Origin of the sequence: Actinocatenispora rupis, from assembly GCF_016861975.1 — a bacterium.
GTDB classification, from domain to species: Bacteria; Actinomycetota; Actinomycetes; order Mycobacteriales; family Micromonosporaceae; genus Actinocatenispora; species Actinocatenispora rupis.
On sequence record NZ_BOMB01000034.1, the window covers coordinates 1 to 23,529 of the forward strand.

General features: G+C 71.6%; 24 protein-coding genes. 5 read left to right on the top strand and 19 right to left on the bottom strand.

Features of this window, described 5'->3' with window-relative positions; translation table 11 throughout:
- From Aru02nite_RS28595 to Aru02nite_RS28610, 4 genes are all read left to right on the top strand, one after another.
- Positions 1-571: hypothetical protein (locus Aru02nite_RS28595; protein ID WP_203662881.1), on the top strand; the 571-nt coding region annotated here is incomplete at its 5' end.
- A gap of 113 nt (positions 572-684) precedes the next feature.
- Positions 685-1,272, top strand: coding sequence for a hypothetical protein (locus Aru02nite_RS28600; RefSeq protein ID WP_203662883.1), 588 nt, complete (start codon positions 685-687; stop codon positions 1,270-1,272).
- A gap of 140 nt (positions 1,273-1,412) precedes the next feature.
- Entirely contained in the window at positions 1,413-1,583 is a 171-nt protein-coding gene (locus Aru02nite_RS28605) for a hypothetical protein (protein ID WP_203662885.1), read from the top strand.
- A gap of 82 nt (positions 1,584-1,665) precedes the next feature.
- Positions 1,666-2,100, top strand: coding sequence for a hypothetical protein (locus Aru02nite_RS28610; protein WP_203662887.1), 435 nt, complete (start codon positions 1,666-1,668; stop codon positions 2,098-2,100).
- Between the two features lie 1,108 nt (positions 2,101-3,208).
- On the opposite strand, the gene Aru02nite_RS28615 is transcribed toward Aru02nite_RS28610, so the two are convergent.
- The 16 genes from Aru02nite_RS28615 to Aru02nite_RS28690 all read right to left on the bottom strand — a co-directional run bounded on the left by Aru02nite_RS28615 (position 3,209) and on the right by Aru02nite_RS28690 (position 18,677).
- Positions 3,209-6,004, bottom strand: a complete 2,796-nt coding sequence (locus Aru02nite_RS28615) for an AfsR/SARP family transcriptional regulator (protein WP_203662889.1) — start codon at positions 6,002-6,004, stop codon at positions 3,209-3,211.
- 313 nt (positions 6,005-6,317) lie between these two features.
- Positions 6,318-6,758, bottom strand: coding sequence for a pilus assembly protein TadG-related protein (locus tag Aru02nite_RS28620; protein WP_203662891.1), 441 nt, complete (start codon positions 6,756-6,758; stop codon positions 6,318-6,320).
- Complete coding sequence (locus tag Aru02nite_RS28625) at positions 6,755-7,189, bottom strand: TadE/TadG family type IV pilus assembly protein (RefSeq protein WP_203662893.1); 435 nt, start codon at positions 7,187-7,189, stop codon at positions 6,755-6,757. The genes Aru02nite_RS28620 and Aru02nite_RS28625 overlap by 4 nt, the downstream gene beginning before the upstream one ends.
- A complete protein-coding gene (locus Aru02nite_RS28630) occupies positions 7,186-7,605 on the bottom strand; it encodes a TadE/TadG family type IV pilus assembly protein (protein WP_203662895.1) in 420 nt (139 codons plus the stop codon). The genes Aru02nite_RS28625 and Aru02nite_RS28630 overlap by 4 nt, the downstream gene beginning before the upstream one ends.
- 18 nt (positions 7,606-7,623) lie before the next feature.
- A complete protein-coding gene (locus Aru02nite_RS28635; RefSeq protein ID WP_203662897.1) occupies positions 7,624-7,860 on the bottom strand; it encodes a hypothetical protein in 237 nt (78 codons plus the stop codon).
- Positions 7,861-7,926: 66 nt separating this feature from the next.
- Positions 7,927-8,634, bottom strand: coding sequence for a type II secretion system F family protein (locus Aru02nite_RS28640; protein WP_239077014.1), 708 nt, complete (start codon positions 8,632-8,634; stop codon positions 7,927-7,929).
- A 194-nt stretch (positions 8,635-8,828) separates the two neighbouring features.
- Positions 8,829-9,725, bottom strand: coding sequence for a type II secretion system F family protein (locus Aru02nite_RS28645; RefSeq protein ID WP_239077015.1), 897 nt, complete (start codon positions 9,723-9,725; stop codon positions 8,829-8,831).
- Positions 9,713-11,086, bottom strand: coding sequence for a TadA family conjugal transfer-associated ATPase (locus Aru02nite_RS28650; protein ID WP_203662898.1), 1,374 nt, complete (start codon positions 11,084-11,086; stop codon positions 9,713-9,715). Before Aru02nite_RS28650 ends, Aru02nite_RS28645 begins: the two co-directional genes overlap by 13 nt.
- On the bottom strand, positions 11,083-11,709 hold the full coding sequence (locus tag Aru02nite_RS28655) for a hypothetical protein (protein ID WP_203662900.1): 627 nt from the start codon (positions 11,707-11,709) through the stop codon (positions 11,083-11,085). Before Aru02nite_RS28655 ends, Aru02nite_RS28650 begins: the two co-directional genes overlap by 4 nt.
- 290 nt (positions 11,710-11,999) lie before the next feature.
- Positions 12,000-12,677 carry an SAF domain-containing protein gene (locus tag Aru02nite_RS28660; RefSeq protein WP_203662902.1) on the bottom strand — a complete coding sequence of 226 codons (678 nt, stop codon included), beginning with the start codon at positions 12,675-12,677 and terminating at the stop codon, positions 12,000-12,002.
- A gap of 74 nt (positions 12,678-12,751) precedes the next feature.
- Entirely contained in the window at positions 12,752-13,393 is a 642-nt protein-coding gene (locus tag Aru02nite_RS28665; RefSeq protein WP_203662904.1) for a hypothetical protein, read from the bottom strand.
- A 266-nt stretch (positions 13,394-13,659) separates the two neighbouring features.
- Positions 13,660-14,265, bottom strand: a complete 606-nt coding sequence (locus Aru02nite_RS28670) for a hypothetical protein (protein ID WP_203662906.1) — start codon at positions 14,263-14,265, stop codon at positions 13,660-13,662.
- Between the two features lie 62 nt (positions 14,266-14,327).
- The gene (locus tag Aru02nite_RS28675) at positions 14,328-15,365 is read right to left on the bottom strand and encodes a 2-keto-3-deoxygluconate permease (protein WP_275408736.1); all 1,038 of its coding nucleotides are present in this window, start codon (positions 15,363-15,365) and stop codon (positions 14,328-14,330) included.
- Entirely contained in the window at positions 15,353-16,525 is a 1,173-nt protein-coding gene (locus tag Aru02nite_RS28680; RefSeq protein ID WP_373325003.1) for a 3-deoxy-7-phosphoheptulonate synthase, read from the bottom strand. Before Aru02nite_RS28680 ends, Aru02nite_RS28675 begins: the two co-directional genes overlap by 13 nt.
- 367 nt (positions 16,526-16,892) lie before the next feature.
- The gene (locus Aru02nite_RS28685) at positions 16,893-17,966 is read right to left on the bottom strand and encodes a tryptophan dimethylallyltransferase family protein (protein WP_203662912.1); all 1,074 of its coding nucleotides are present in this window, start codon (positions 17,964-17,966) and stop codon (positions 16,893-16,895) included.
- Between the two features lie 12 nt (positions 17,967-17,978).
- Entirely contained in the window at positions 17,979-18,677 is a 699-nt protein-coding gene (locus Aru02nite_RS28690) for a hypothetical protein (protein WP_203662913.1), read from the bottom strand.
- A 319-nt stretch (positions 18,678-18,996) separates the two neighbouring features.
- Between Aru02nite_RS28690 and Aru02nite_RS28695 the strand changes: the two genes are divergently transcribed.
- Positions 18,997-21,399 (top strand): ATP-binding protein, encoded by a 2,403-nt coding sequence (locus tag Aru02nite_RS28695; protein WP_203662914.1) that lies wholly within the window; start codon positions 18,997-18,999, stop codon positions 21,397-21,399.
- 622 nt (positions 21,400-22,021) lie between these two features.
- Here Aru02nite_RS28695 and Aru02nite_RS28700 read toward each other — a convergent pair.
- The 3 genes from Aru02nite_RS28700 to Aru02nite_RS28710 form a co-directional block, all read right to left on the bottom strand.
- The gene (locus tag Aru02nite_RS28700; protein ID WP_203662915.1) at positions 22,022-22,270 is read right to left on the bottom strand and encodes a hypothetical protein; all 249 of its coding nucleotides are present in this window, start codon (positions 22,268-22,270) and stop codon (positions 22,022-22,024) included.
- 79 nt (positions 22,271-22,349) lie between these two features.
- Positions 22,350-22,901: a hypothetical protein gene (locus tag Aru02nite_RS28705; protein ID WP_203662916.1), complete on the bottom strand. Its 552-nt coding sequence runs from the start codon at positions 22,899-22,901 to the stop codon at positions 22,350-22,352.
- Between the two features lie 159 nt (positions 22,902-23,060).
- Positions 23,061-23,504, bottom strand: coding sequence for a hypothetical protein (locus Aru02nite_RS28710; protein ID WP_203662917.1), 444 nt, complete (start codon positions 23,502-23,504; stop codon positions 23,061-23,063).
- Positions 23,505-23,529 lie beyond the last annotated feature (25 nt).

A 23,529-nucleotide genomic window follows, 5' to 3' on the forward strand; every position in this document is an offset into this window, starting at 1 on the left:
AACCCCCATGTCGAACCGCGCGGTGCTCCACATCTGCGACGACATCGGCGCCAGTCGCCGGCTCTACGCCGCCTGGGCCAGCCCGCAGTTTCAGGTACCGCTGGTCGCCGAGATGGTGCGTCACCTCGACCAGCACGGCCGGGACCTGACCGTCGCCAACGTCTTGGCGTGGGGCATCAGGCATCCCGGTCTGCCGGACGAGGACATCACCCAGGCGGGCTGGTTCGCCTCCCCGGACGACTGGGGTGATCTCAGCTACCGGTACGAGCTGACGCTGTCGGCCGCCGAGCCGGGCGTCCGCTACCTGATCCGCACGCGGCAGGACAACCCGCTGCTGCCCGCCGGCTTCGAGCTGATCGAGGGCCGCACCGAGCTGTACACACGGGCCGCCGAGTACAGCGAACGCATGATCGGTCACCTGCGCCGCCGGGGCGGCCCGGAGCGGACCTACCTGCCGGAGTGGGAGTCGCGCCGATCGGCCTTCCGCTGGTGGATCCGCACACCCGCCCGCCGCCGCACCGCCCCGTCGCCCGACGACACGGCGCGTCAGGCGGCCGGCCTCGCCGACTGAGTCGCCGTGCACGGCCGCTGGCGGTGCCGCGGTCCCCCGTCTGCCGCTGCACCACGTGCCTTCATCCCACCATCCGCGGCGCCCGCGCTGCACACAGTGAAAGGACATCGACCGTGACCGACTTCTCCCTGCCCCAGCTGCGACTGCTGGCCGGGCACACCAGCCCCGACACCGCCCACAAGGTCGACGACTACCCGTACGGCCGCGTGGCCCGGTGCCAGATCCGGTACTGGGTCGAGACCCCGACACAGGGCGCGCACCGCGGCCGACAACGGTTCGTCTACCAGACCACCAACCCCAACCGCGGGCACCGGTGGAACACCCCGCACGCCGGGACCTACGGCGAACAGGTCCTGCTCTACCTCGACGCCAACACCCACGTGCAGCACGTGAAGCTCAGCGTCTACGACCCGCGACCGGCCACCGACGCGTGGCTTCAACTGACCGGTCTCTACGACCAGCTCGACGAGTCCGCCCGGTCCCAGTACGACGCGCTGCGGCGTATCGCGCAGAAGGCCGACGGCCGGACCTGGCAGCGGTGGGCCGAAGCTGTTGTCCACATTGGACAGCTGATGCGCGACGGGCGGCGGCTCCCGGAACCGGTCAACGGCACCCTCGCCATCGACGACCGGCTGCTGATGGTCAGCGACCGGGACTACGACACCCTGCTCGCCGACGCCGCCGCGCAGGGGTCGGCATGACACCGTCCGATGCGTCGCCCGAATGCGGGTTTCGATGTGGCACCGCACGGCGAGGGCCTGGTCGCGCGCCGCGAACCCCGCGAGGTCGCGTGGCGGACCCGCGCGGTGGCCGGAGTGACGGTCACCGTGGTCGTGCTGCAGTGGCCGACGGCAGGGTCAGCGTCGACGTGTACGACGGTCCGCGGTGCCTGACCGACGACGAGTCCTTCGACGCGGATCCCACCGACGAGCAGATCGCGCTGCTGATCGCCACCGCCACTCCGCCGCTGCTCGACCGGAGCCCGGCATGGGGCACCGACTCGGCTGTCTGACCCGCGCCCGCATGTCCCTGCGCGGCCCGTGCCGCCGCCTCGGTGGCACGTGCCGCGCCCTGTTTGCGAAAGGACCACACTCATGGGAACGTCCGCCCTGCTGGGCATGCACGCCGGGCACAACGCGCTGACAGCGACGTGTCTGCACTTCGACGGGGTCCCGGGCGCGGTCGTGCCGGCCCTACGCCAGATCTGGGCCCACACGTTCAGCCGAGACCTCGACCGCATGCTGGAGGTTCTGTTCACCGGACCGGGATGGCTCTACCTCGATCCCGACACTCCGACACAGCTCGACCCGCCACGGCCCGAGGACATCCCCGTGTGCGGCGTCGGGGTCCGGATGCGGGAGGACAGCGGCCCGTTCACCCTCACCGTCGACAGGTTCCTCGACACCGTCGGCGGGTGGCTGATGGTCCTCGACCCTCAGCCCCTTCCGCGTGTGCTTGCCTACACCGCCGAGTTGCCCGGACCGGTGAGCCTGCCACTCGACGAGAAGGCCTCACCGGCAAGCGTCTGAGCGTGCCCCGGTAGCCGGATTGGCCTGGGGTGGGTCTGCTGGGTTCCAGCAGACCCACCCCAGCGCGACCGGCAACCGGCCGCCGCCGCCCGCGGCGTCGGTGCCCCCGATCGAAGTGTCATCGATCCTCGACTGCGCGCGACGAGTCCTTTTCTCGTGCCCGAATACGCCGCGGTCGCCGGCGCCGAGCCAGTGGCGTACCGCGCTGGTCCCGATCCTCGGGCGTCTCGGGCCCATCCCTCGGGCCCGAGCTGGACCCGGGCTGGGGATCGGCGCGAGCATCGAGCCCCCGCACACGCCCGGGAGGGACGCGGTGCGGCCCCGATCGCTGTCGTCACACCGGAAGGGCATGCCATGACCACAACGCTGACCGCGCCGATGCCCCGCCCGCGCCCGCGCATGGATGCCACGATGAGCCCAGGCACGGTGCGCAGGCCGCCGTCGCCGCCGCCGGAGGTCAGCGACCGGCTGTTAGCCAATCTGGCGGCGGGGGTGTTGGCCGCGCACCAGCGCGACCGCACCGGCCGCTGCGGGAATCTGCAGTGCACCGGCGCACCCTGCTACTCGTGTCGGCCAGCTGCCCTGGCGATGCGCGCTCTGCGCCTGGCCCAGGCAACCGGACCCGCGCCACGACGCGCACCCCGCCAAACACCTACACCACCAGCGGCAGCAGCGGGTCGGCCGCCGTCGCCGTCGCGCCACTCGACGACCGCGCGTCACACGCCGATGCCGAGCGTGCGGCGGCCGGTTCTGTCGGCGCCACAGCCGATCGGGGTGCCACGCACGAGCGGGGTGTCGGAATGGTGCGGGTGGTTCGGGCAGCCGCCTGCACCGCCGAGCGGCCCGGGACCGGCGACACGAGCAGGCAGGATCCGACGGCTGCGGCGTCGAGCGTTCCCGTTGTCCCCGACCGCGGCAGGACACGACCCGGTCTGGCCGTCACCGGCGCAGTCCGGCCGCAGACTCTCGATGCGCCCGGCTGATCCCCAGCACGGCCGTCGGTCCGCGCGGCTTGTCGGCCCGCACCGCCACGCCGCGTCGACGGGGCCGCTGCCCCGTGCGGCGTGATCCCCCGGCCGCCCCGGGCGCCCCGCCGGCCATCGTCGGGTCAGGGGCGGGTGGCCGGTTGCGGCGCCCGATCGGGATGCAGCAGATGCTCGACCAGGTGGCGGGTCTCGCGACTCGGCTGGGTGTTCAGCGAGGCGAGCTGGCGGGTCAGGGCCCGTTCGGCGGCGCGGACGGCGTCGGCGTCGCCGAGCGCGGCGTGGATACGCATCCGCCGCTGGTACAGGGCCTCGGTGAACGGCGCCCAGCCGATCGCATCAGCCAGCATCCGCAGCGCCCGCTGCGGATCGGTCTGCGCGTAGTGATCGGCCACGCTCATCGCCGCATCGAGCGCGGCGGTCAACACCGCCTCGCGCTGTTCCTGTGCCCACAGCTCGTCCATGCCGGTGAGTACCTGCCCGTCGAACCCGGCCAACGCCGTCTCCCACTGCCGGGCCCGTTCCCCCGGATCGGCGCAGCCCGCCGCGGCGTCCAACTCGTCCTGCAGGTGCCACAGGTCCACATCGACACAGGCGGTGTCGATCCGATACCGGCCGCTGGCCCGGTTCAGCACCACCCAGGCGCCTGCGACGCTGTCGGTGACCGCGGCCGAGGTCGCCAGCGCCTTGCGCAGGCTGGCCAGGTCGGTGGCGCGTTTCTGATCACCGCCGCCGCGGTGTTGGTCAGCGCCCATCGTGTGGGCCCGAATCTCATCGGAGGTGGAACCGGTCCGGCGACGCGTCGCCAACCACGCCACGATCGTCAACGCCCGGGCCCGCTCCACCGCGACCACCCGGCCGTCCTGGCCGACGACCGCCGGGACACCCAGCAGCCGCACCCGGGCGTGACCCGCCCGCGGCGGAATCGCCAAGCTCAGCACATCATCCTGCTGCCCCTCGCTCCCCGGCGTGTCCGGGCTGTCCGCGGCCCCAACGGCCGGCAGGTCGACCGGAGGCTGCACCGGTGTGGCCGGGCCGGGCGCCGAGCTCGCAGCATCCGGTGTCGACAGGTCGGGGGCCGGCTGCCGCGATGCTCCTGGGTCCCTGGCCGCAGCTGGATCGGTGCCGGTGTCGATGCCGGGGCCGGGGCTGGTGTCGACGTCGGTGTCGGGGCCGGGGCCGGGGCCGACGTCGGTGTCGGTGCCTGTGATCGCCTCGGCGGCGAGGCCGGTGTGGGTGTCGCTGTCGGGCCGGGTGGTCGGTGACGCCGGCCCGTGTGCCGGTTTCGGGTTCTCGCGATCGGGCTGTTCCGGGCTCGTGGGTGCGGGGCCGGGTGGGACCACGTGGAGGCGCGGCCGGGCCACGCGCTCCGGACGGGTCGAGGCGCTGGCATCGGCGGATTCGTCGGGTGGGCTGTCCATGGGCTGGTCGGGGGCCATCGACAGCGCGGCGAGGATCGTGCGGGCGTCCTCGGCGCTCACCAACTCCGCGCAGTCGTCGGTGTCGTCGACCGTCCCGTCGACATCGATGTCGATCGCGCCGGCGGTGGTCGCGCCGTGCAGGCCGGTCACCGTGAACATGCCGGGCTGGGCGAGCAGCGCCACGCACCGCTGCCAGTGCTCGGCCGGGATCCGGTCGCAGAACAGCACACTGCGTGCCCCGACCGCCGGAAGCCCGCCAGCGTGATCGTCGTCGTCGTGCTCGGCCCGGCGCATCAGGTCGACATCGAGCACCGTCAACGCCTCGGCGACACCGTCCACCACGGTCAGATTCCGTGCCTCCGGCACCGTCTCGTCCGCTCCGGTCTGCAGCAGGTGACGGAGATGGTCGGCGACCGCCACCACATGGGTACTGCCGGCATGCTCGACCAAGCGCCGCACCAACTCCCCCCGTGTCGCATCCGGTGCGCCGGGGCCGGCCAGGACCAGCAGCGGCCGGTCCCGCCAGCCTGCACCCGTCTCGCCGCTGTCCGGACCGGGTGGGCTGGTGGAGGGCTGGTCGAGCAGCTGCTCGCGGAGCTCGCCGACAATCTCCGGCACGACCGGCCCCTCCGGCGACGCCGATCGGGCATCGGCAAGGTCCCGGGACAGTTCACCGGGTTCGGCGCGCCACGGCCGGGGCCGGTAGCTGCGCCGCCAGCGCAGCACCGCCGCCGTGGTCACCGCAGCGACCAGCAGGCCCGCCAGCCCTATCGTGATCGTGCCACCACCCGGGAGAAACACCGGCTCATCCCGGCGCTGCGTACCGCGCTGGCCGTGCCCGGCGTGTGGAGTGGCCGTCGAGCCGCCCCCTTCCGGCGGTGTCGAGCGGTGCGCGGGGCCGGTCCTGTGGTCCCGCCGATGCGGCTCCGGCTGGGTGTGCTGCGGCGGTGTGCTGGTCTGGGCGACGGGCAGCTGCAGCCGCCAGCCCGGCATCAGCCGGTTCGCGTCGGTGAGCATGCCGCCGCCGGGTTGAATGGTGCCGCGGTTGGCCTGCCAGATCTGCCGCCAGTTCAGCGGGTCGCCAGTCATGCGCTCGGCGATGCCCCACAGCGTGTCGCCTTGGCGCACGACATACTCCCGTTCAGCGGCTTGGCTGTGGCGGGCACCGGTGGGGTCAGTGTGCACTGGCGCGCTGGCCGTGTACTGCACTGGCCGCAGGGTGAGCGGGCCGGTGTCGTCGAGCAGATCATGCGGGTTCGCCAACGCGACGGCCGCCGGGGCGGGGCTGGGCGGCCCGGCGGAGGCTTTCGCCGCGCCGCCGAGGCGGGTGGTGATCGCGAGGATGGTGCCGATCAGGAATGCCAGCAGGATGCGGGTGGCGGCGCGGGTGGGGCTGTCGGTGACCTCCAGCGGGATCCGGCGGACGGCGCCGACGATGACGGCGCCGATGGTCCACAGGGTGTCCAGAACGAGGATCGCCCAGGCGATCCAGCAGACCACCGCGGAGATCTCCAGGAAGAAGTGCGGGTCGTTCCAGGCGCCGGAGGTGAAGTAGTACCGGACTTCGACCGTGTCGATGTGGTGCGGGATCGTCACCGGCGGCCAGCTGGCCAGGTGCAGCATGAGGACCGGGATCCCGACCAGGAACGCGCCGAGCAGCAGCAGCGCGCCGATGTCGGCCAGCGCGTTGCGGACCCGCTCACCCATCGTGGGTGCCGGCTGGTAGAGCCACGGCTGGGTCTGCCGGGCGTGCCGGTAGGGGTCGAAGCTCATCGCAATCCACCTCCGCGGTCAGGCTGCGTAGATGAGGACGTCAGGGTTGTTGTTGGGCGGTCGCGGCGCCGGCCGCGCGCACGGTGAAGGTGTCGATGCCGATGACGCCGAGCAGGCGGGTGTGGCCGGTGCCGGTCACCTGCACCCGCACCCGCGTGGGGGTCGCGGTCGCCGTGCCCGACAGCCCGTTGCTGCGGATGACCCGCAGCGCGGCGGCGCGGGCCGCGGCCGGGTCGATCGGAGCTCGGGTGGTGTCGTGGGCGCGTAGGGCGGTCAGGTCGAGTTGCTGGGCTCCGGTGCGGGCGGCGGACTGCGCGAGGTCGACCGCGCGGGTGTGGGCGGTCAGGTAAGCGCCGCCGTCGAACACCAGCCCGCCGAAGACGAGCAGCAGCGGCAGTAGGGCCAGGACGAACACCGTCGCCTGACCGGAGTCATCACGCAGGCGGCGCCAACGCCTGCCGCGGATTGGACGGCCGGTCATGGGGAGACTCCGCGAAATCTGTCGACCGGGCTCGTGGATGAGGCGGTGATCGTTCCGGGAAGCGCTCGGGCGGCCGGCAGATCCGCCAGCCGGATGTGGCAGGTGAGAATGACGGTGACCTGACCGCCGGGCAGAAACCGGCTGGTGTCCACCGCGGTGTGCAGCCGAGGGCAGGCCGCGTGGCCCTGCCGCACCGATGCGGTGGCGCTGCGCTGCGCGTCGGCCCGGGCCGAACCGGGGCTGCGGGCCAGGCTCGCCGCGCGCGCCGCCTCGTGTGCGGCGCTGGTCAGCATGGTGGATGCTCCGGTGGCGCGGCCAAACGCGACGACGATGCCGAGCAGCACCAAGAGGATGACCACGGCGTAGATGGCCTCGATCGTGGTCGCACCACTGTCGCCGCGCAGCCTCGCCCGAAGAGTCTTCGTTTTCATCGCGCACCGTCCGGCGTGTATCGCTCGACCGGGGCTGTGGCCCGGCGCGCGATGTGCAGGTCCAGTAGCGGCAGCAGCGTCGGGACGCGCCCCTCGACGGTCACGGTGACCGTGTCGGTGCCGCGCTGCACCTCCAACCGGGGGTCGCGGATCCGGCCCAGCCCGCCGCCCTGCAGCAACTGCTGGCCGGCCGCGCGGCCGGAGGCGGCGCTGCCGCCGTCCACACGTGCGGAGTCCAGCGCCGCGCTCGCGGCGGCCTGCGCGGTGTGCTGCGCCAGCAGCCACACCGACACCTGGGCGATCAGCACGATCCCGAGCAGCAGCACCGGCATCCAGATCACCGTCTCCACCGTCGACGACCCGCGATCGCCGCCCAGCTGGCCCCGGTGGCAGCGTCGGATCAATCTCACGACCACGGCACTCACCTCCCCCGGTCAGAGGGCCGACAGGGCGGCGGAGGCGATCCGGTGTAGCTCCGGGCCGAGGAACTTCCACACCGCGATCGCCACGCCAGCCGCGAGGGCGATGCCGACGACGATCTCGGCGGTCTCCGCCCCTTGGTCCGGATGAGCACGCAGCCGAGCGATCCGGGCGGCCAGAGCGGCCGTCAGCGCCGCCCACATGCCGATCGCGATGCGAGTCGAGGCGCGGTGTGCTCGATGCTGTGCCATGAGAACCCCCGTTGGTTGATGGCAACTGCCGATGGTGTCCCTACTCGATGTCGATGTCGGTCGCGATCAGGGCAGCCCGGTGCCGATACCGGCGATGCCGGCCAAGGCGGGAAACGCGATCAGCAGCACGAATCCCGCGGCGAGCAGGAACATCGGCAGGGTCATGCGTTCGGTGGCCCGGTTGGCCACCTGCTCGGCGTCGGCAAGCTGCCGAGTGCGGAGTGCTGCGGCGCGGGCCGACAGCGACGTCCGAACCCGCGCACCTTCCGTGCCCGCCAGCGCCGTCGTGGCGGCCAGCTCCACCAGTTCCGGCACCCCGACCCGCTGCCCCAGCTCGTGCAGCGCGCTCCACGGGCTCGTACGGGTCAGCCGGGCAGTGTTGAGCGCGGCGCGGATCTGGCCGGCGGCCCAGCCGCGACACACGTCCGCGGAGTCGGTGAGCGCCTGATCAACACCCGCCCCTCCATCCGCGGCCAACACCACCAGGTCCAGATACGCCGACAGGGTGCTGCGCAGCTCCCGCCGGCGGGAACCAGCCCGTTGCCGGGCCTGCCGGTCAACCAAAAGGAACCCGCCCGCTGCGCCGGCGACAGCGGCGATGACGCTGACGGTCACGCCCAGCCCGGCCAGGGTGGCGAGTAGCGGCGCCAGCACCAGTCCAGCGATCGTGAGGGTGGCCTGTTCGGCGAGGTGCGCGGCTACGTCGGCATTCAGCAGCGCCAGGTCGCGGCGCACGACCGGGCGCGGTAGGCCCAGCCGGGTCAGCAGCGACACGGCCGGTGTGCCGAGTCGCACCACCCACCGGGATCCGGCCGCTGCCAGCGGCCGGCCCGGCGCGGCGGCGGGTTGGGTGAGGGCTGCGAGGTCGTCGGCCAGTGACCGCGGGGCGGGCCGCAGCGTCAGGGCTGCCATCGCGACGCCGGCGCCGATCAGCCCACCGGCCACCATTCCCACACCCGCGACGGCAGTCATGACACGGCCTCCGATTCGGCGACTGCGGGCGCCAGCACCCGCGGAGACGGGTCGGGGGTGGCGAGTCTGTTCAGCCACCACAAACCCAGGCCATAGACACCGCCGACAACCAGCAGCACGACCTGTCCGGCGGCGCTGTGGTACGGGGCGAGGAACGGCCGGTCGGTCAGGATCAGCCCGACCGTGGCGGCCAGCACCGTGGCGGTGATGATCCGTACCGTGGTGTGCGCATGCGCCCGGCTGGTCGCGACCCGTAGTCCGGCCGCGGCGCGGGCCCGTGCGGTGTCGGCCAGCCCGGACAGGACCTGGCTGAGGTGGCGTGCTTCGTTGTCGGCGGCGTGGATCAACGCCGCTGCGGCCAGATCGGCCACCGGGTCGTTGACCTCGGCCGCGAACGCGCGCAGCGCCTCCGACATACGCCGCCCGTCCCGCAGCCGGATAGCGAGAGTGGTCACCGGAGTCGCGATCGGGTCGGGTGCGGCAGGCGCGGTGGCTTGGATCGCCTGCCGCAGGCCGGCGGCGGCCGACAGGGTGTCGCGCAGCGACTCCACCCACGTCGCGACTGCCTCCGTGCGCTCCCGCGCCGCCACACCAGCCCGGTCCGGCCCCAGCAGGCGCGGCAGCCACCACACCCCCGCCCCGGCCAGCAACGCCGCGGCCGGCCACCCGGTCACCACCCACGCCAGCGCACCTGTGACGAACGCACCCGCGATCCGCCACCGGGCACGGCGGTCCTGCCGAATGCGCCCCCACCAGCCCATCACGCGACTGCGCCTGACGTCGGCACCGGAGTCGGGTTGGGCCTGCCAGATCGGCAGAACCAGCACCACGCCAGCAGCAATCAGCCCACCCGCCAGACCCGCGACAGCAGGAGTGTTCATCACGTCCACCACCCGTCGGGGGCATCCAACGCGGCCGGATCGAACCCTGCGGCGGTCAACCGGTCTCGCAGGTCGTTCGACAGTGCGCCGCCGGCCGGCCGGGCGCGCCGGTCGGGGCCGGGGCGGTAGACCTCGTTGCTGATCACCTGCTGCCCGTCGGCGCCGACCACTTCCCGGATCGAGGACACGACCCGGGTGGCCCGATCCGGCGCGAACTCCAGATGCACCACCAGGTGCACGGCGACTCCGATCAGCAGCGCGGAGGCGTCCAACGGCAACCGCTCCTGGCCCTGCGCCGCGTACGCGGCGAGCTTGAGCAGCGCGCCGGCGGAGGTGGAGGCGTGCACGGTGCCCATCGACCCGTCACAGCCCTGCGACATCGCGTTCAGCATCGGGATGACCTCGTCGCCGCGGACCTCACCGACGATCACCCGGTCCGGCGACATCCGCAGCGCCGCCCGCACCAACGCCGCCGCGGGTACTTCTCCCTGGCCCTCGATGTTGGGCTCCCGCGCCTGCAACGCCACCACATCCGCCCGAGTCCGGTCCAAGCCAAGCTCCAGAGCGTCCTCGACAGTGATCAGCCGCTCAGCGTCCGGGATCTCGGCGGCCAACGCCCGCAGCAGGGTCGTCTTGCCCAGCGCAGTGCCCCCGGAGATCAGAATGTTGCGGCGAGCCCGGACCGCCGCGGCCAGGAACGCCCGCAACCCCGCATCCACCGTCCCCAACTCCTGCAGCGACGCCAGCGAGGTCCGGGCGAGACGGAACCGGCGCAGGCTCACGCACACCCGCCTGCTCAGTGCCATCACGGCGAACAGCCGTGAGCCGTCCGGCAACTGCGCGCTGACCGTCGGCGAGCCGCGGTCGAAACGCCGTTCCTCCCCGCCCGCCGAGGCGACCGTCTGCCGCACCCAATCCACCAACTCCTGATCGGATGCCGCCACGGGCGCGACCTGGGCGCTGGTCCCGTCGGCGTAGCGGACGTGCACGTTGTCGCAGCCGTTGACGTTGATCGACTCGATCCGTTCATCCGCCAACAACGCATGCATCGGCCCCAGCCCGGTCAACCGCGCCCGCACCGCCTCGACCAGCCGACCCCGCGTGTCCTGGTCCAGAGGGCGGCTGCCGGCGGCCAGCTGGCGACCGGACTGCGCGTCCACCGCCGCCTCGATCGCCTGCCGGACCGCGGTGTCGTGCTCGGCGGGTCCTGTCGCCTCGCCTGTCCGGAGTTGGTCGGTCAGCAGGGCTGTGGCCTCGGCGTGTACTCGCGCGACCAGATCCGGATCCAGGACCGCGGCCAGGGCCGGAGTCGCCGCGATCGCCGCGCCGTTGACACGGCCACGGTGGATGTTCGGAGTGCTCGGGGTGTTCATGCCCGACCTCCCTGTCGGTGGCCGTGTCCGTTGCTCGACAACGCCCCCTCGTCGGGCGGGTCATACATCTCCAGATAGGCCGGCGCGGCGGGCCGCGACCCGCCCGACGACACCGCGGACCGGGCGAGTACCGATGTCGTCGTGGTCTGGGCGTCGGGGCGCGCCGAGGGCATGGGCAGTTCCCGGGCCAGATGCTCGGCTATCTGACGGACGCCGCGTGTCAGAGCGCTTCGTGGGGGAAGGCCCGCGCCGGTGGCCAGCACCCGCACCGCACGCAGCTCGAACGGGACGTGTCCGATCACCGGGACCGGGTCGACGGTCTGCTGCACATCCCGCAGCCGATACGGCCCCTCCCCGCACACGACCAGCCAGCGCCGTGACACCCCAGCCGCGTCCCGCAGCTCGTCCAGCAACCCGATCCCGGCCGCCAGCCCGTCCAGTGTCGGCGGAGCACACACCAGCACCCCGGCCGCAGCCGCAGCCAACGGCCACGCCACCGAACCGGGCGCCAGGTGCCCCACATCCAACAGCGCGAGCCCAGCTGCGGCGTCGACCCGCTGCGGCGCGGCGGCCACCGCTGTCACCGCCGCGCTCGCCTGCCGAGGCGACACCGGCGCCGCCACCACGTCCACCCCGCAGCCGGGCACCCGCCGCACACACGACCGCAACACCGCCGCGTCGGCGGTACCGGATCCGGCCGAGGCGGCCAACTCGACCAGTCCGGGCCCTGCCGGCAGCCGGAACCGGGCCGCCAGCGACCCGCCCGACGGGTCAGCCTCGACGACCGGTGTCCAGCGTGGGTCCGGCCAACAGGCCGCCACCGCGACCGCGGTCGTTGTTGTCCATCCGCCGGTCTTCGCCCGGCACACCACGATGTTCATCGCACCCCCCGTGCGGTTGATCGAGGCCGCTGTCAGTGCGTGGCGAGTAGCGTCACCGCGGGTGCGGAGGCGATCGCCTGTGCCCCGGCCAGCGGGACCACCAGCTCCACGACCGTGGACCCGTCGCCCGCACCCGACGATCGCAGCGACAGGACCACTCCGGCCACGTCCGGTGCGGTGCCCGAGTCACGGGCGCCGCTGCCGGTGTTCGGACCCGGCACGAATAGCACGTCGACCGGGGAGCCGGCCGCGATGGACGGCGGGAACTGGCCAGGCTTGAGCGTCACCGCCGCCACCGCCTGACCCGGGCCTGGCCAGCGCTGCGGCCCGACCATCCACTCGGCGAACACCGCGCCCGCTGCCAGCGGCACCGACGCCCGTTGACCGATCACGGTGTCGCGCTGATCCCACGACACCGTCGGCACCGAGTCATCCACCGCAACCTTCGCCGACCGTAGGTCCGCCGCGGACACCGTCCGGCCGCTGACGATCGGGCGAGACACGACCACCACATCGGTGCGCGGGTTGGTCGCTGCCGCGACACCGGCCGCGATCCCGGCACCGGCGCCGATCGCCAACACCGCACCTGCCAGCCGCAGACCGTGGCGGCGCAGCCACCGCCGCGGCGCACTCGCTCGCTGCATCGCCGGGCCGGCGGGCGACGCGTCGTTGAGCTGTTTTTGGGTAGCAGGTACCGCCGTGGTAGCCATCGCCCCACTCCTTTGACTCGTTATCGGCTTCTCAGACCAGACAGGCCAACCAGCCTGTCCACAATGGAGCTACGTCACGAGGTGTTGATCGCTTGAGATTCCAGAACTCGTATCCGCGTACTGTCCGATGTGGACAGATCGTTGACGGTTCCCGAGTGTCCGGCGCCGCGCCAACGCACCTGCCACACCATCGTCGCGGTCACCGTGAACCGCCGGCCCGGCTGGGTTGCCGACGAGCGGGTGAACGTGTGCCCGCAGTCCGGACTCGCGGCGGTTGGATCGGTGCCGGCGCGCCACGGTGTTCCCGGTCCGGTACAGGTGATCTGGGCGCCGTCGCTCGACGACCACACCACCCGCACCGGCGACGCCGTCGCCGTCACACGCACCCCACCCGCCGACGCCGTCTTTGACACCGGCGCCCACGCCGTGACCCACCACCACACCGGCACACCCACCAACGTCACCGCCCGCGGATTCATCACCACCCGCGGCGCCGGAATCGCCAGCTGCTCCACCGCGATCGCCGCCAACTCCTGCGGCGACAGTTCAATCTTCTTCGGCGGATTGCCCGGGATCCATTGCGGGCCACCGAACTGCGTGTTCCAGCCGTTGCCGGAGTTCGTGCACACCCGCTCGTACCAGCCACCCCGGCCCTTCGGCTGCTTCCTGCCCGCCGGACGCTTCGTCGGCTTGTAGTAGCAGCCATCGCCACCCACCGAACCCAAGCTCGGGTCATCGCAAGGGATCACTCGTCCTGATGGGTTGCGACACGCCCGCGGGGTGGCGCCGTGACCCGACGCCTGCTGCCGTGGCCCTTGTCTGCCCCTTGACCCCGACTTGCCAGCAGTACCCGCCGAGACCCGACACGCTGCTGGGTGGCGATCGCAGTCAACGCCACCGATGCGGTCGTGGGCAGCGACCGGACCTGCGGCCACTATGGCGACGACCGCAGCCAGAGCCGCACCGATGAGTGTCCGTCGTGTCAGGTGCATGACCCCACCTCATGGGCTGCAAAGTCCGTGACGCGCCAGCCCAGCCCAGGCACGTTCTCGACGACCGCGACGACGAGGTGCTTTCCACCGGGCTCATCGTCGATCAATCCACCCTCCGCGTGGTACACGAGCCAGTGGGAGGCATCAGCGCAGTCCTGAACGTCCACCTCGGCAGGCGTCATGGCCGGCTTGGCACCGGTCACGGTGGGCTTCAGGACGACATTGCCCTTACTCACCTGCATCGCTGCCTTATCCCGCGCCAGCGAGTCGGTGATGGTCTTGCGCGCCTTACCCGCCGTGTACCGGGCGATCAAGGGATCGCGGACATCCGACGTCCTGCTCGCGTGCACGAACGCGTTCCACATGCCGCGGTAGGCAACGAGCGCTTCCCGCTCCGCCTTCGCTCGTGCAGTCACCGACTGCGTGGGCGAGGGCCGACTGGCAGACGGTGTCGGGTCGGCAGCATGCCCACGGTCGGGGCTGCTGCAGGCGGTCAGACCTGTGCACAGCATCCCCGCGGCGAGGACGACGTGGCCGAGGGCGGCCAGGTTCGGGTATCGGCCGGCCCCGGTGCGGTGGGGGTGCTGGTGGGCCATCGTGATCTCCTTGCCCGCGGGTGGTCGGTGGTGGGTCAACGAGTGGGTGGGTGTGTCGGTGTTTACGGGGATTGGTCTACCGCGGTGAGCGTGGCGAGTCGAGCCCGCTCAGTCACCGGCTGAGCCGCTGACCCCGCGCCGCCAGGGTCAAGGTGGTGTTGCCTCCTCGCGTGGTGGCGGGCGGAGAAGGCGGTGAGGGCCGGTGCGGCGAGGGTGGTGACGATCAGGGCGACGCCGGCTTGGGCGGTGGCGGCGGGGACGTAGGGGGTCCAGGTGGGGTCGGTGGTGGCGGCGATCGCGGGGAGCAGGGGTGCGGTGATGGTGCAGGCGGTGGCCGCCCAGCCGACCGTGCCCGGCTGATGCAGGAACAGCCGCCAGCCGGTAACCACCAGACCGCCCGAGACCAGGCCGGCAACCACACCGAGCACGAGGCCGGTTGGCGTCTGCCGGGCGATGAAGTGTAGGTCGAGGCGGCAGCCGAGGCTGAACGCGACGAGTACGACCAGTACCGGTATCGGTGCCCGCAGCATGGTCCGGCATCCGGGGGCCAGGTGGCCGGCGGCTGCACCGATGGCGAGCGGGAGCGTCGCATCGAGCACAGACCGCCAGGCGACGGTGCCGGTGTGGTGGCTGATTGCCAGCAGCAGCAGGATCGGCACGACGGGGGCGGAGTTGAGGGTGGAGGCGACCGATCCGGCCCAGCCGTCCGGTGCAGTGCCGTGGCGGCGGGCGATGGCCAGCCACATGGCCGGTGAGGTCGATACCGCGACCGCGGCGACCGCGAGCGGAGACACGTGCGCGATGCCGTCCGGCCCGGCGGCCACGCCGTAGGCGAGCACGGCGGCGCCGGTGACGACGGTGGCGCCGGTGAGGATGATCCCGACGCGGCCGGCGACCGGTCGCAGGCTGGCGGGGGTGATCTGGGCGCCGACACAGATCAGCAGGATGGTGATGTAGGCGTAGGCGCCGCCGGTGACCGCCCCGGTGAACGGACCCATCCCGCCGCCCGCGGGTCGCCATGTGCCGACGACTGCTCCTGCGGCCAGCGGCAGCAGCACGGGGGCGCCGGGAAGACGAGCCGCAACACTTAGGACACGCATGTCGACGACCCTTCGGTGCTCGTGGCACGCGGTGCGGAGTGCACGGGGCGGGGCGGGGTGCGGCGGGTACGGATGCGGTGGCGTCGGACGCTGGCTGCGAACGCGAGGCTGGTGAGTGCCTTGCGGGTGTCGTCCCAGCCGATGCACGCGTCGGTGATCGACTGCCCGTAGGTCAGCTGGTGCGGGTGTTGCGGGTCGAGGTTCTGGCGGCCGGACAGTAGGTGCGATTCGATCATCACGCCGCGAACATGGTAGGTCGGGTCGCGGAGTTCGTCGGCGATCTGGGCGATGACGCGGTTCTGCTCATGGTGGTCCTTGCCGGAGTTGCCGTGCGCGGCGTCGACCACGACCGTGTCGGGCAATCCCCTAGCGCGCAGCAGATCCGCGGCAGCTACGACATGGTCATGGTCGTAGTTGGGGCCGCGTTCGCCGCCGCGCAGGATCAGGTGGGTGTAAGTGTTGCCGGAGGTCATCACCTGCACCAGATCCCCCGCAGCGTCGACACCGAGGGTGGACTGGGTGGCCGTCGCGCAGGCGATGGCGTTGACCGCGGGCAGGATCGCCCCGTCCAGCCTGTTCTTCATGCCGATCGGCATGGGCAGCGTGGCGGCGAGTTGCCGCAGGATCGGGGTCTCCACGGTGCGGGCGCCGATCGTGGCGTCGGAGACGAGGTCCTGCAGGTAGGCGGCGATCAGCGGATCGCACCACTCGACCGCGACCGGCATCCCCGCCGACAGCAGCGATCGCAGCGTCGAACGCGCCAGCAGCAGCCCGCTGGCCACATCCGCCGTGCCGGTCAGGCCGGGATCACGCACCATTCCCGCCCACCCCAACGCCGTCCGCGGCTTGTCGACGAACGCCCGCATCACCACCAGCAGGTCGCCGGACAGCTGGTCGGCCAGGGCGGCGAGCCGGTGGGCGTACTCCAGCGCGGCGGCCGGGTCGTGCAGCGAGCACGGTCCGACGACCACCAGCAGCCGGTCGTCAGCCCCGGTGAGGGCCTCGATGGTCTGCAGCCGGCCGGCGCGCACGGTGCGGGCCTGGCGAGGGTCGAGCGGCAGGGCGCGGGTCAGATCGCCGGGGGTGGGCAGGCGCCGCCCTGGTCCCCGCTGGGGGTGATCGTCGGGGACCAAACGGAGTGGCCGGGCTGTGGTGGTCATCGAGGTTTCCCCTTTCCGCGGTGCCGGTCGGCGTGTCCGTGCGGGCCGCGAAGGTGTGTCCGAACGGCTGATGCCTGCCTGCTGAGCGTCACCGACGATGACCGTGAGCACATCCGTAGAGGTACGGACAGTGCCCGGTCTCCGTACCGTGCCGCGAGGGTTCCGGTATCGATCGGGTCCGTACCGGTGTCGCGAGTCGCGCGTAACCTCCGTACACTCCGCCCCAAACTCCGTACTGCATCGACGCAGCGTGACCGAAGCTGGCGGGATATCACCGGCTGTGACGAGGGCGGGCGTCGGCGACGAGGTGTCGCACGTTCGGATGACACCTCACCCGCTCGGCCGGCCGATCGAGGTCCGGGGCTGGTCAGGCCGTGGTGAAGCCCGGACGCGGTGCTGTGGCGTGGTACGCCTCCGAGGACAGATACACCGTCAGTCCTGGGGGATGCGCGCCGAGCCGCAGCGACACGTGCGGGATCAGTCCGACCCCGTCTGCCAGGTCGCGGCGGGCCACGCCGGCGATGGCGCGGTCAATCAGGCCGGCGTCGTGCCCGTAGCGGTGGGCCAGGGTGAGGGCCCGGTCGCGGGCCTGTGCGTCGTCGGTGACGTGGCAGCGGATCGGCACGTACAGGCTGTATCCGCTGGGCTGGTCGGTGTCGCTCTGGACGAAGGTGAAGCCCGACACGAGTGGGCGGGCGCCGTGGCCGATGCTGTCGCCGGCGGCGAGGCGGCAGAACTGCGCCACCTCGTCGAGGTCGATGCCCGGCACCGCTACGGCTGCGGCGACGGCGTCTTCGGCGGTGGCGGTGGGGGTGTGCGAGAGGTAGATCTTGATCCGGGACCGGGCGCCGTGGTGCAGGTCGAGTGCGACGAAGCTGAATCCGGCTCCCGGGCGGCGCGCGGCAGAGGCCAGGGTTCGGTGGGCGGCGCCGAGGCCGAGTCGTTGCATCGCCTCGGCGACCAGGTGCCAACTGTGGTGGGCGTCGCGGCACTGCGGGTTGAGGTAGACCTTGATCTGTGGCGGGTGCTGGTGTCGGAACACCAGGGAGAACCAGAGCGCGAAGGGGCTGACCGGGGGTGTGCTGAGGAACAGGTCGGCGATCTTCTCATAGCGCGACAGGTCCAGGTTGTAGCGGCGGGACCACCGCTGCAGGAGTCGTTGCGCGGCAGCAAGGTTGGCCTCACAGCCGGGGTCGTCTGCCACGGCCTCGCCGAGAATCCGGACTGTGGGGCGCTGGCCGTGGTCGAGCGCGACGGAGAACTCGACCGGGGAATGGTCGTCAGAGATGTCCGAGGGCCAGGGCGGCGTCGTCGCATCGCACGCTGCGCCGGTGGCGAGCAGATCGGCGAGTATGTCGTTCACGGCAGTCGTGTCGTCGTAGCCGGCCACGGTCATCAGCGCTGCCGCTTGGGACCTGACGTGGGCGGACAGCGACGCCATCCGCCGATCCCTTCAGCGCCGATGGCGTGCTGGCGCGAGCGCGGCAGACGTGCCCCCAGCGGCATCGGCGACGGCGCGCTCGGCGATCCGGTCGGCCACGATCGTCATCACCTGCCAGGCGTGGTCGAGAAGGGTGACGACCTCGTCTTCGGTCCAGTCGGTGCGCTCGCGCAGCACCTGGTAGCCCATCTCGACGTGCTCGGCGTCGACGTCGTTGTGGTGCTGGAAGTAGATGTCGTCGGGGAAGGTGCTTGCGACGCGGGTGAAGAAGGTCAGTGCGGCGGACTCCACGGCCAGGTGTGCCAGCACCGCGCGCAGCACGCCGGGCAGGGTCCGGAGGGCGTCCACGATCCAGGCGGCACCCATCTCGATGACCGGGTCCCAGACCACAGGCGCATCGACACCGTGGTGGGCTCGGCTGGCGGCCAGGAGCTTGTTGTGGCCGGTCTCGTCGTCGCGATGGTCGATGGCCAGCGCCCGTAGCGACGGGTCCGTCTCGTGCTCGACCCGCACGGTGATCATGCGTTGGAACGCATCCGACCACGGCTGCAGGTAGGTCGTGACCGCCGCCTTGGTTGCCGGATCGGTGGTGTCGTCGGCCAGCAGCCGGCACAGCCGCGACCCGGCGAACGCCTCCTGCTGGCGCCGGTTGTGCTCAGCGACCCGCTCAACCCGCGAGGTACCCGTCAGGTCGTCGACGTTCGTGCTCATCGTGCTCGCCTCATCCCCAGCTCGGACGACATTGCACGGCCACCGCTTGCCCTGTTCATTGCCTCGATGGCCACGGTGCTCCGATATGAGACTCGCGTCGGTTGTACCGGGCGCACGTGGATCGGCGCATCCGTACAGGCGGCTCTCCGTACCGCCTCCGTACCGCCGCAGTACGGAGAGCTGAGGGGCTTGTACGGAGAGAACGACGAATCAGGTCCGTACCCGCCGACAGAACCCCGACCTCCACGACCCGATTTACCCGCTTTGAACCATATCGAGATCGCACAAAGTGACGATAGGGTGGTTTATAGTCAACTCTGTGTCTGATATTGGCCGTTCGGTTGGCCTACCGCTGGACTACGGCCCGCTGATCGGCCGGACACAGGAGGAGCAGCGGGCCGTCAGCATGCTGTCCCGGAGCCGGCTGGTCACGCTGACCGGCACCGGTGGGGTCGGCAAAACGCGGCTGGCGATACGGATTGCCAGCCGGGTCGCGGAGTCGATGCCGGGCGGGGCGTGGATGGTGGAACTGGCGGGCCTGCCACCGCAGACGGCCCTTGAGCAGCTGTGGACCACCATCGCCCGCAGCGTGCACCTGTACTCCCACCAGTCGGGGCTTGATGTCGTCGCGCGACACCTGCGCGATCATCCCTCGCTGCTGGTGCTGGACAACTGCGAGCACCTCCTCGCACCGGTGCGCGAGGCGGTCACCGCGCTGCTCGCCGCCGTGCCAACGCTGCGGGTCCTTGCCACTAGTCGCCAGCCTCTGCACCTGCCCGAGGCTGGTGAACACGTCCTCGATCTGGCTCCGTTGAGCACGGACGATGCGGTGGCCGCGTTCCTCGCCTACGCCCACGCCGGAGGCGCCACGCAGCACCTGGTCCCAGACGCTCGTCAACCTGGGCAGGAGTCCACCGCATCGAACGGGCTGGACCGCCGCCAGATCGCGATGCTGGTGAATGCTGTCGATGGACTGCCACTGGCGGTGGAGATCATCAGCCGGTGGGCGGCCACCCTGCCGCTGGACGAACTGACCGACTCCGTCACGGACAACCCGTGGGTGGTCGTCGACATCGATCCCAGCAGCGACGGCCGCCACAGCACTTTGCGCCGCATCTACGACTGGTCCTGGCGGCTGTGCAGTGACGAAGAGAGAATCCTGTGGCAGTGGATCAGCCTGTTCCCGAAAGCGACTGATCAGTCGACGATTGTCGAGGTGTGCGCGGCCAGCCAAGTCGATCGGCTCGCCATCGCCCGGGCCGTCGCGGGCCTGCGCGACAAGCGGATCCTCGCCGCCGACCTCGACCACACCGGCACCCCGCGGCTCGGCCTTCTGGCCACCGCACGCGCCTACGGCGCCGAGCAACTCCTCGCCTCCGGCCACGACGTGACCGCACGCGCCGCTTACTGCAGCCACTACCGCGCCCTGCTCGCCCACGCCGCAGCCACCTACGCCGCACCTGACGAGATCGCCATCCTGCGCGACGTCAACGAAAAGCTCGACCACATCAGGACCGCGATCGACTACGCCATCACCGACGCGGACCTGACTACAGCGCGCGACATGGTCACCAACATCACCCGCACCAGGGCGCCGTTCCTGCACGGGTGGCTCGGCGACGCGCGGAGCCTGACCGACCGCGTGCTCGACGCCGGCGGACTCGACACCGTCACCACCGCCGACGAGGCGCTGCAACTCGGCGCAGTCATGGCCGCCGATGCCTGGATCACCCTCACACAGGGATACCCGGGCCGGGCACGTGCGCTGATCGCCGACTGCCACCACCTGCACAAGCAGTGGCAGCTGTCTCCCTCCCCACCGCTGCTGTTCGCCGAAGGAGCCGTACTCGCGCTCGGCGTGCCGGATCCCGATCCGCGCGCCGTGGAGCTTCTCACCGCTGCCCGCAATGCATTCGGCGGCGACCCGATGCTGCGCGGTGACCGTCTCATGGTCACCATGATCTGGTCGATGTCGGTCAGCGCCAACGGTTCCCCCGACGCGGAGGACGCCGCGGCGGCGTTCCTCGACGACGCGCACGCGGGCGGCGCTCCGTGGACCGAAGCGTGGGCCGACTGGGACGGCGCGTACGCGGCACTCGTCGGCGGACACTACGACGATGCCAACGACCGGTGCCGGCGTGCCCTCGCTCTGATGGCGAGTATCGGCGACCAGTGGGGACTGACCTGGGCGCTGCTGATGTCCGCCGCGATCAGCGCAGACAGCCTCGACCCGGCCAACCCCAACAAACGCCAAGCCAAACGGGCAGCCTGGCTCGCCGCCGCCGCCGAACAACGCCGCGACACGATCGGTGTCCGCATCGAAGGACTCGCGCCCATGGCCGCGCTCCACCACCGGATCCTGACCCGCGTCGCCGGCATCCTCGACCCAGCCACCTTCGACCGGGCACTGACCGACGGACGACGCCGACACACCGACGCCGTCGAGTACGCCCTCGACGACCGGCTCTCCCGCAGACCATCCCCCACAGACACCCTGACCCGCCGCCAACGCGACGTCGCCACCCTCATGCTGCCCACCGCCGACGGCCACCGCCGCAGCGACCGCGACATCGCCACCGAACTCGGCATCGGTGTCCGCACCGTCGAAACCCACGTCGCGAACATCCTGCGCCAACTCGGCCTACAGAACCGCACCGAGCTGCAACCCCACCACCTCAACCAACCCACCGCTAACGCGGACTCGCCCCCGACCGAACCCTGATCCGAGCCAGCACTCCGAGCCAGCACACTGCAGGACCAGAGACCGCGCCGTTGGGCGGAACGGTCACGACTCACGCGGAGCGATGAGCGCGCAGGCTTCCGCCCGCGTCGGCGGGGCGATCGGGTATCAGCACTCATGGTGCCCGGCCGCTGTCGCCTCCCGCATCGTCGGACCTCCGTCACCGCCCCGCTTCCCGGCGGCACCACGCCCATCGCGGGGCGACGGCGCTAGCGTGTCCGCGGCGCCCGCTGGCGGTAAGCATCGCCTCGGAAGCCGGAGCCGGCAGATACCGGGTACGGTGCGGCTCGTTGGTAGGTTGCGGACGTGACGGACGCGGCGCTGGCGATCGACCTGGGTACGTCGAACACGGTCGCGGCGTTGCGTCGGCCGGACGGGCGTACCGAGCAGGTGTCCTCTGCGGTTCAGATCGAGTGCTTGCGCTTGGCGCGCAACGCATCCGGGTGGTCACGGGACGAGACAGGCGGTGCCCATCAAGCACGCCGGGTGCCGGGGCCGGATACAGGACCGTACGGGATCGATGATGAGACGCCGATGTCCAGCGTCGGCGAGATGCTGCGGCGGTGCTGGCGCAGGGATCGCGGTTCGGGAACGGCTGTCGGTGTTAGGTGATGTGGGTTCCGGTGTAGATGCCGATCACGCCGGCCACGACGGCGCAGCCCAGCGCGGCGATCGCCAGTTTCTTCACCGACCGCACGCGGGCGGCCCAGGCGGCTTTGACGCCGGCTTTCGCACCGGCGTGGTCGCGGGCTGCGCGTTGAGCCACGGCGAACGCGTAGGCGACGGGTGATGCCGCCGCAGCGCCGACCACGGTCCCGAGAGCGAAGGCAGCATGGTCGAGTGCTCTGCTCATCGTCTGCCTCGTCTCGACAGCGCGGTCCGGGCGGTGGGCTCTCCGCGGCGATACTCGAATCGTCGGAGTGGCATCGCTGTCACAGCCTTTCCGGAGTAGTGGTGTAGGCGGGTCCGGCGGGTTGGATCAGCCAGACCAGGTCGGTGTCGGGCCCGTCAGGGCCGCTGGCGTGGCCATGGACGCCCAGGACGTGGTCGAAGGAGTCCCAGAGGGTCAGGCTCCACGCTGCCGGCGTGCTGGCGGCTTCGGCGGCGGCCGGGCGCCAGCAGGTGAAGGTGTCGCCGTTCGGCCGTTCCGGCAGCACGAAGCCCACCGCAACGACCCCGGTGCCGGACTGTGCCTTGCCGTCCTGGTGTCGGTAGAGGACGAACATGCCCGGCATCGTGTCGATGCGCAGCGGCGGCTGATGCCCGGCGGTGTCGAGTGCGGCGAAGGGGATCGGCCAGTCGGCGGCCAGCATCCGGTCGTAGGCGTGCCGGTAGCGTTCGACGGCCGTCACCACGGTGGTGTTCGCGATGGCGAACGCCGCACCGACCTCCTCGTCGAGACGGACGCCCGGCCGTGCGCAGGTCCTGACGAACTGGGCCTGTGCGAGGGTCACGGTCGCGTGGGCTTCCAGCGCATCGGCCAACGCACGTCGCGCCGCCGCTAGTTCGGCGGCAGCCTGGGTCCGTGTCCGGACCGTCGACGGCGCCCTCGGACTCACCCGGTCACCGCCCAGGCGCCGGGGCGGGCGTGAGCCCCCGCCGCGGGTCGTCGCGTCATCGGATCGTGTCCTGCGTGTAAGCCTTCATGCACGGCCCGGCGCCGCGGACCTCGTGCGGCACAGGCGCTGCTTGTCGGTGGCGGACAGGGCGAAGCGGGGCGCGATGGGTGGGATGCCGGTCCATTGCGCTGCTGGGATGGATGCCAGGGGCAGGTAGTCGACCGTCCACTTGTGGTGGGTGGCCTGCCCGGTGGCGTACCAGGTTTCCCAGGCCGTCCAGGCGGTTCCGAAGTCGGGGAAGGTCGCGACCGGCGCCGGACTGAGCTGGCGGGTGTGTAGGTGGGGTTGGGCGAGGCAGTCGAACATGGAGGATGGCTGTTCGGGGCCGCCCCAGAACCCGCCGGGCCGTAGCAGGACCACGTAGCGGCGGCTGCCGCGCATGGTCATGGACAGCGGCGCCCAGTCTCGGGTTGCCGACAGGTTGGTCTCTGGCAGGTGGCTTCGGTGGTGTGGGATAGTCGCGGTCACGGGAAGCGTGCTCCTTCCTGGTTGG

Bases quoted from the DNA above. Each gene is read 5' to 3' on its own strand.
- Aru02nite_RS28610 (WP_203662887.1), top strand. From the start codon at position 1,666: ATGGGAACGTCCGCCCTGCTGGGCATGCACGCCGGGCACAACGCGCTG.
- Aru02nite_RS28620 (WP_203662891.1), bottom strand. From the start codon at position 6,758: ATGACCGGCCGTCCAATCCGCGGCAGGCGTTGGCGCCGCCTGCGTGAT.
- Aru02nite_RS28625 (WP_203662893.1), bottom strand. From the start codon at position 7,189: ATGAAAACGAAGACTCTTCGGGCGAGGCTGCGCGGCGACAGTGGTGCG.
- Aru02nite_RS28635 (WP_203662897.1), bottom strand. From the start codon at position 7,860: ATGGCACAGCATCGAGCACACCGCGCCTCGACTCGCATCGCGATCGGC.
- Aru02nite_RS28650 (WP_203662898.1), bottom strand. From the start codon at position 11,086: ATGAACACCCCGAGCACTCCGAACATCCACCGTGGCCGTGTCAACGGC.
- Aru02nite_RS28660 (WP_203662902.1), bottom strand. From the start codon at position 12,677: ATGGCTACCACGGCGGTACCTGCTACCCAAAAACAGCTCAACGACGCG.
- Aru02nite_RS28670 (WP_203662906.1), bottom strand. From the start codon at position 14,265: ATGGCCCACCAGCACCCCCACCGCACCGGGGCCGGCCGATACCCGAAC.
- Aru02nite_RS28675 (WP_275408736.1), bottom strand. From the start codon at position 15,365: ATGCGTGTCCTAAGTGTTGCGGCTCGTCTTCCCGGCGCCCCCGTGCTG.
- Aru02nite_RS28680 (WP_373325003.1), bottom strand. From the start codon at position 16,525: ATGACCACCACAGCCCGGCCACTCCGTTTGGTCCCCGACGATCACCCC.
- Aru02nite_RS28685 (WP_203662912.1), bottom strand. From the start codon at position 17,966: ATGGCGTCGCTGTCCGCCCACGTCAGGTCCCAAGCGGCAGCGCTGATG.
- Aru02nite_RS28690 (WP_203662913.1), bottom strand. From the start codon at position 18,677: ATGAGCACGAACGTCGACGACCTGACGGGTACCTCGCGGGTTGAGCGG.
- Aru02nite_RS28700 (WP_203662915.1), bottom strand. From the start codon at position 22,270: ATGAGCAGAGCACTCGACCATGCTGCCTTCGCTCTCGGGACCGTGGTC.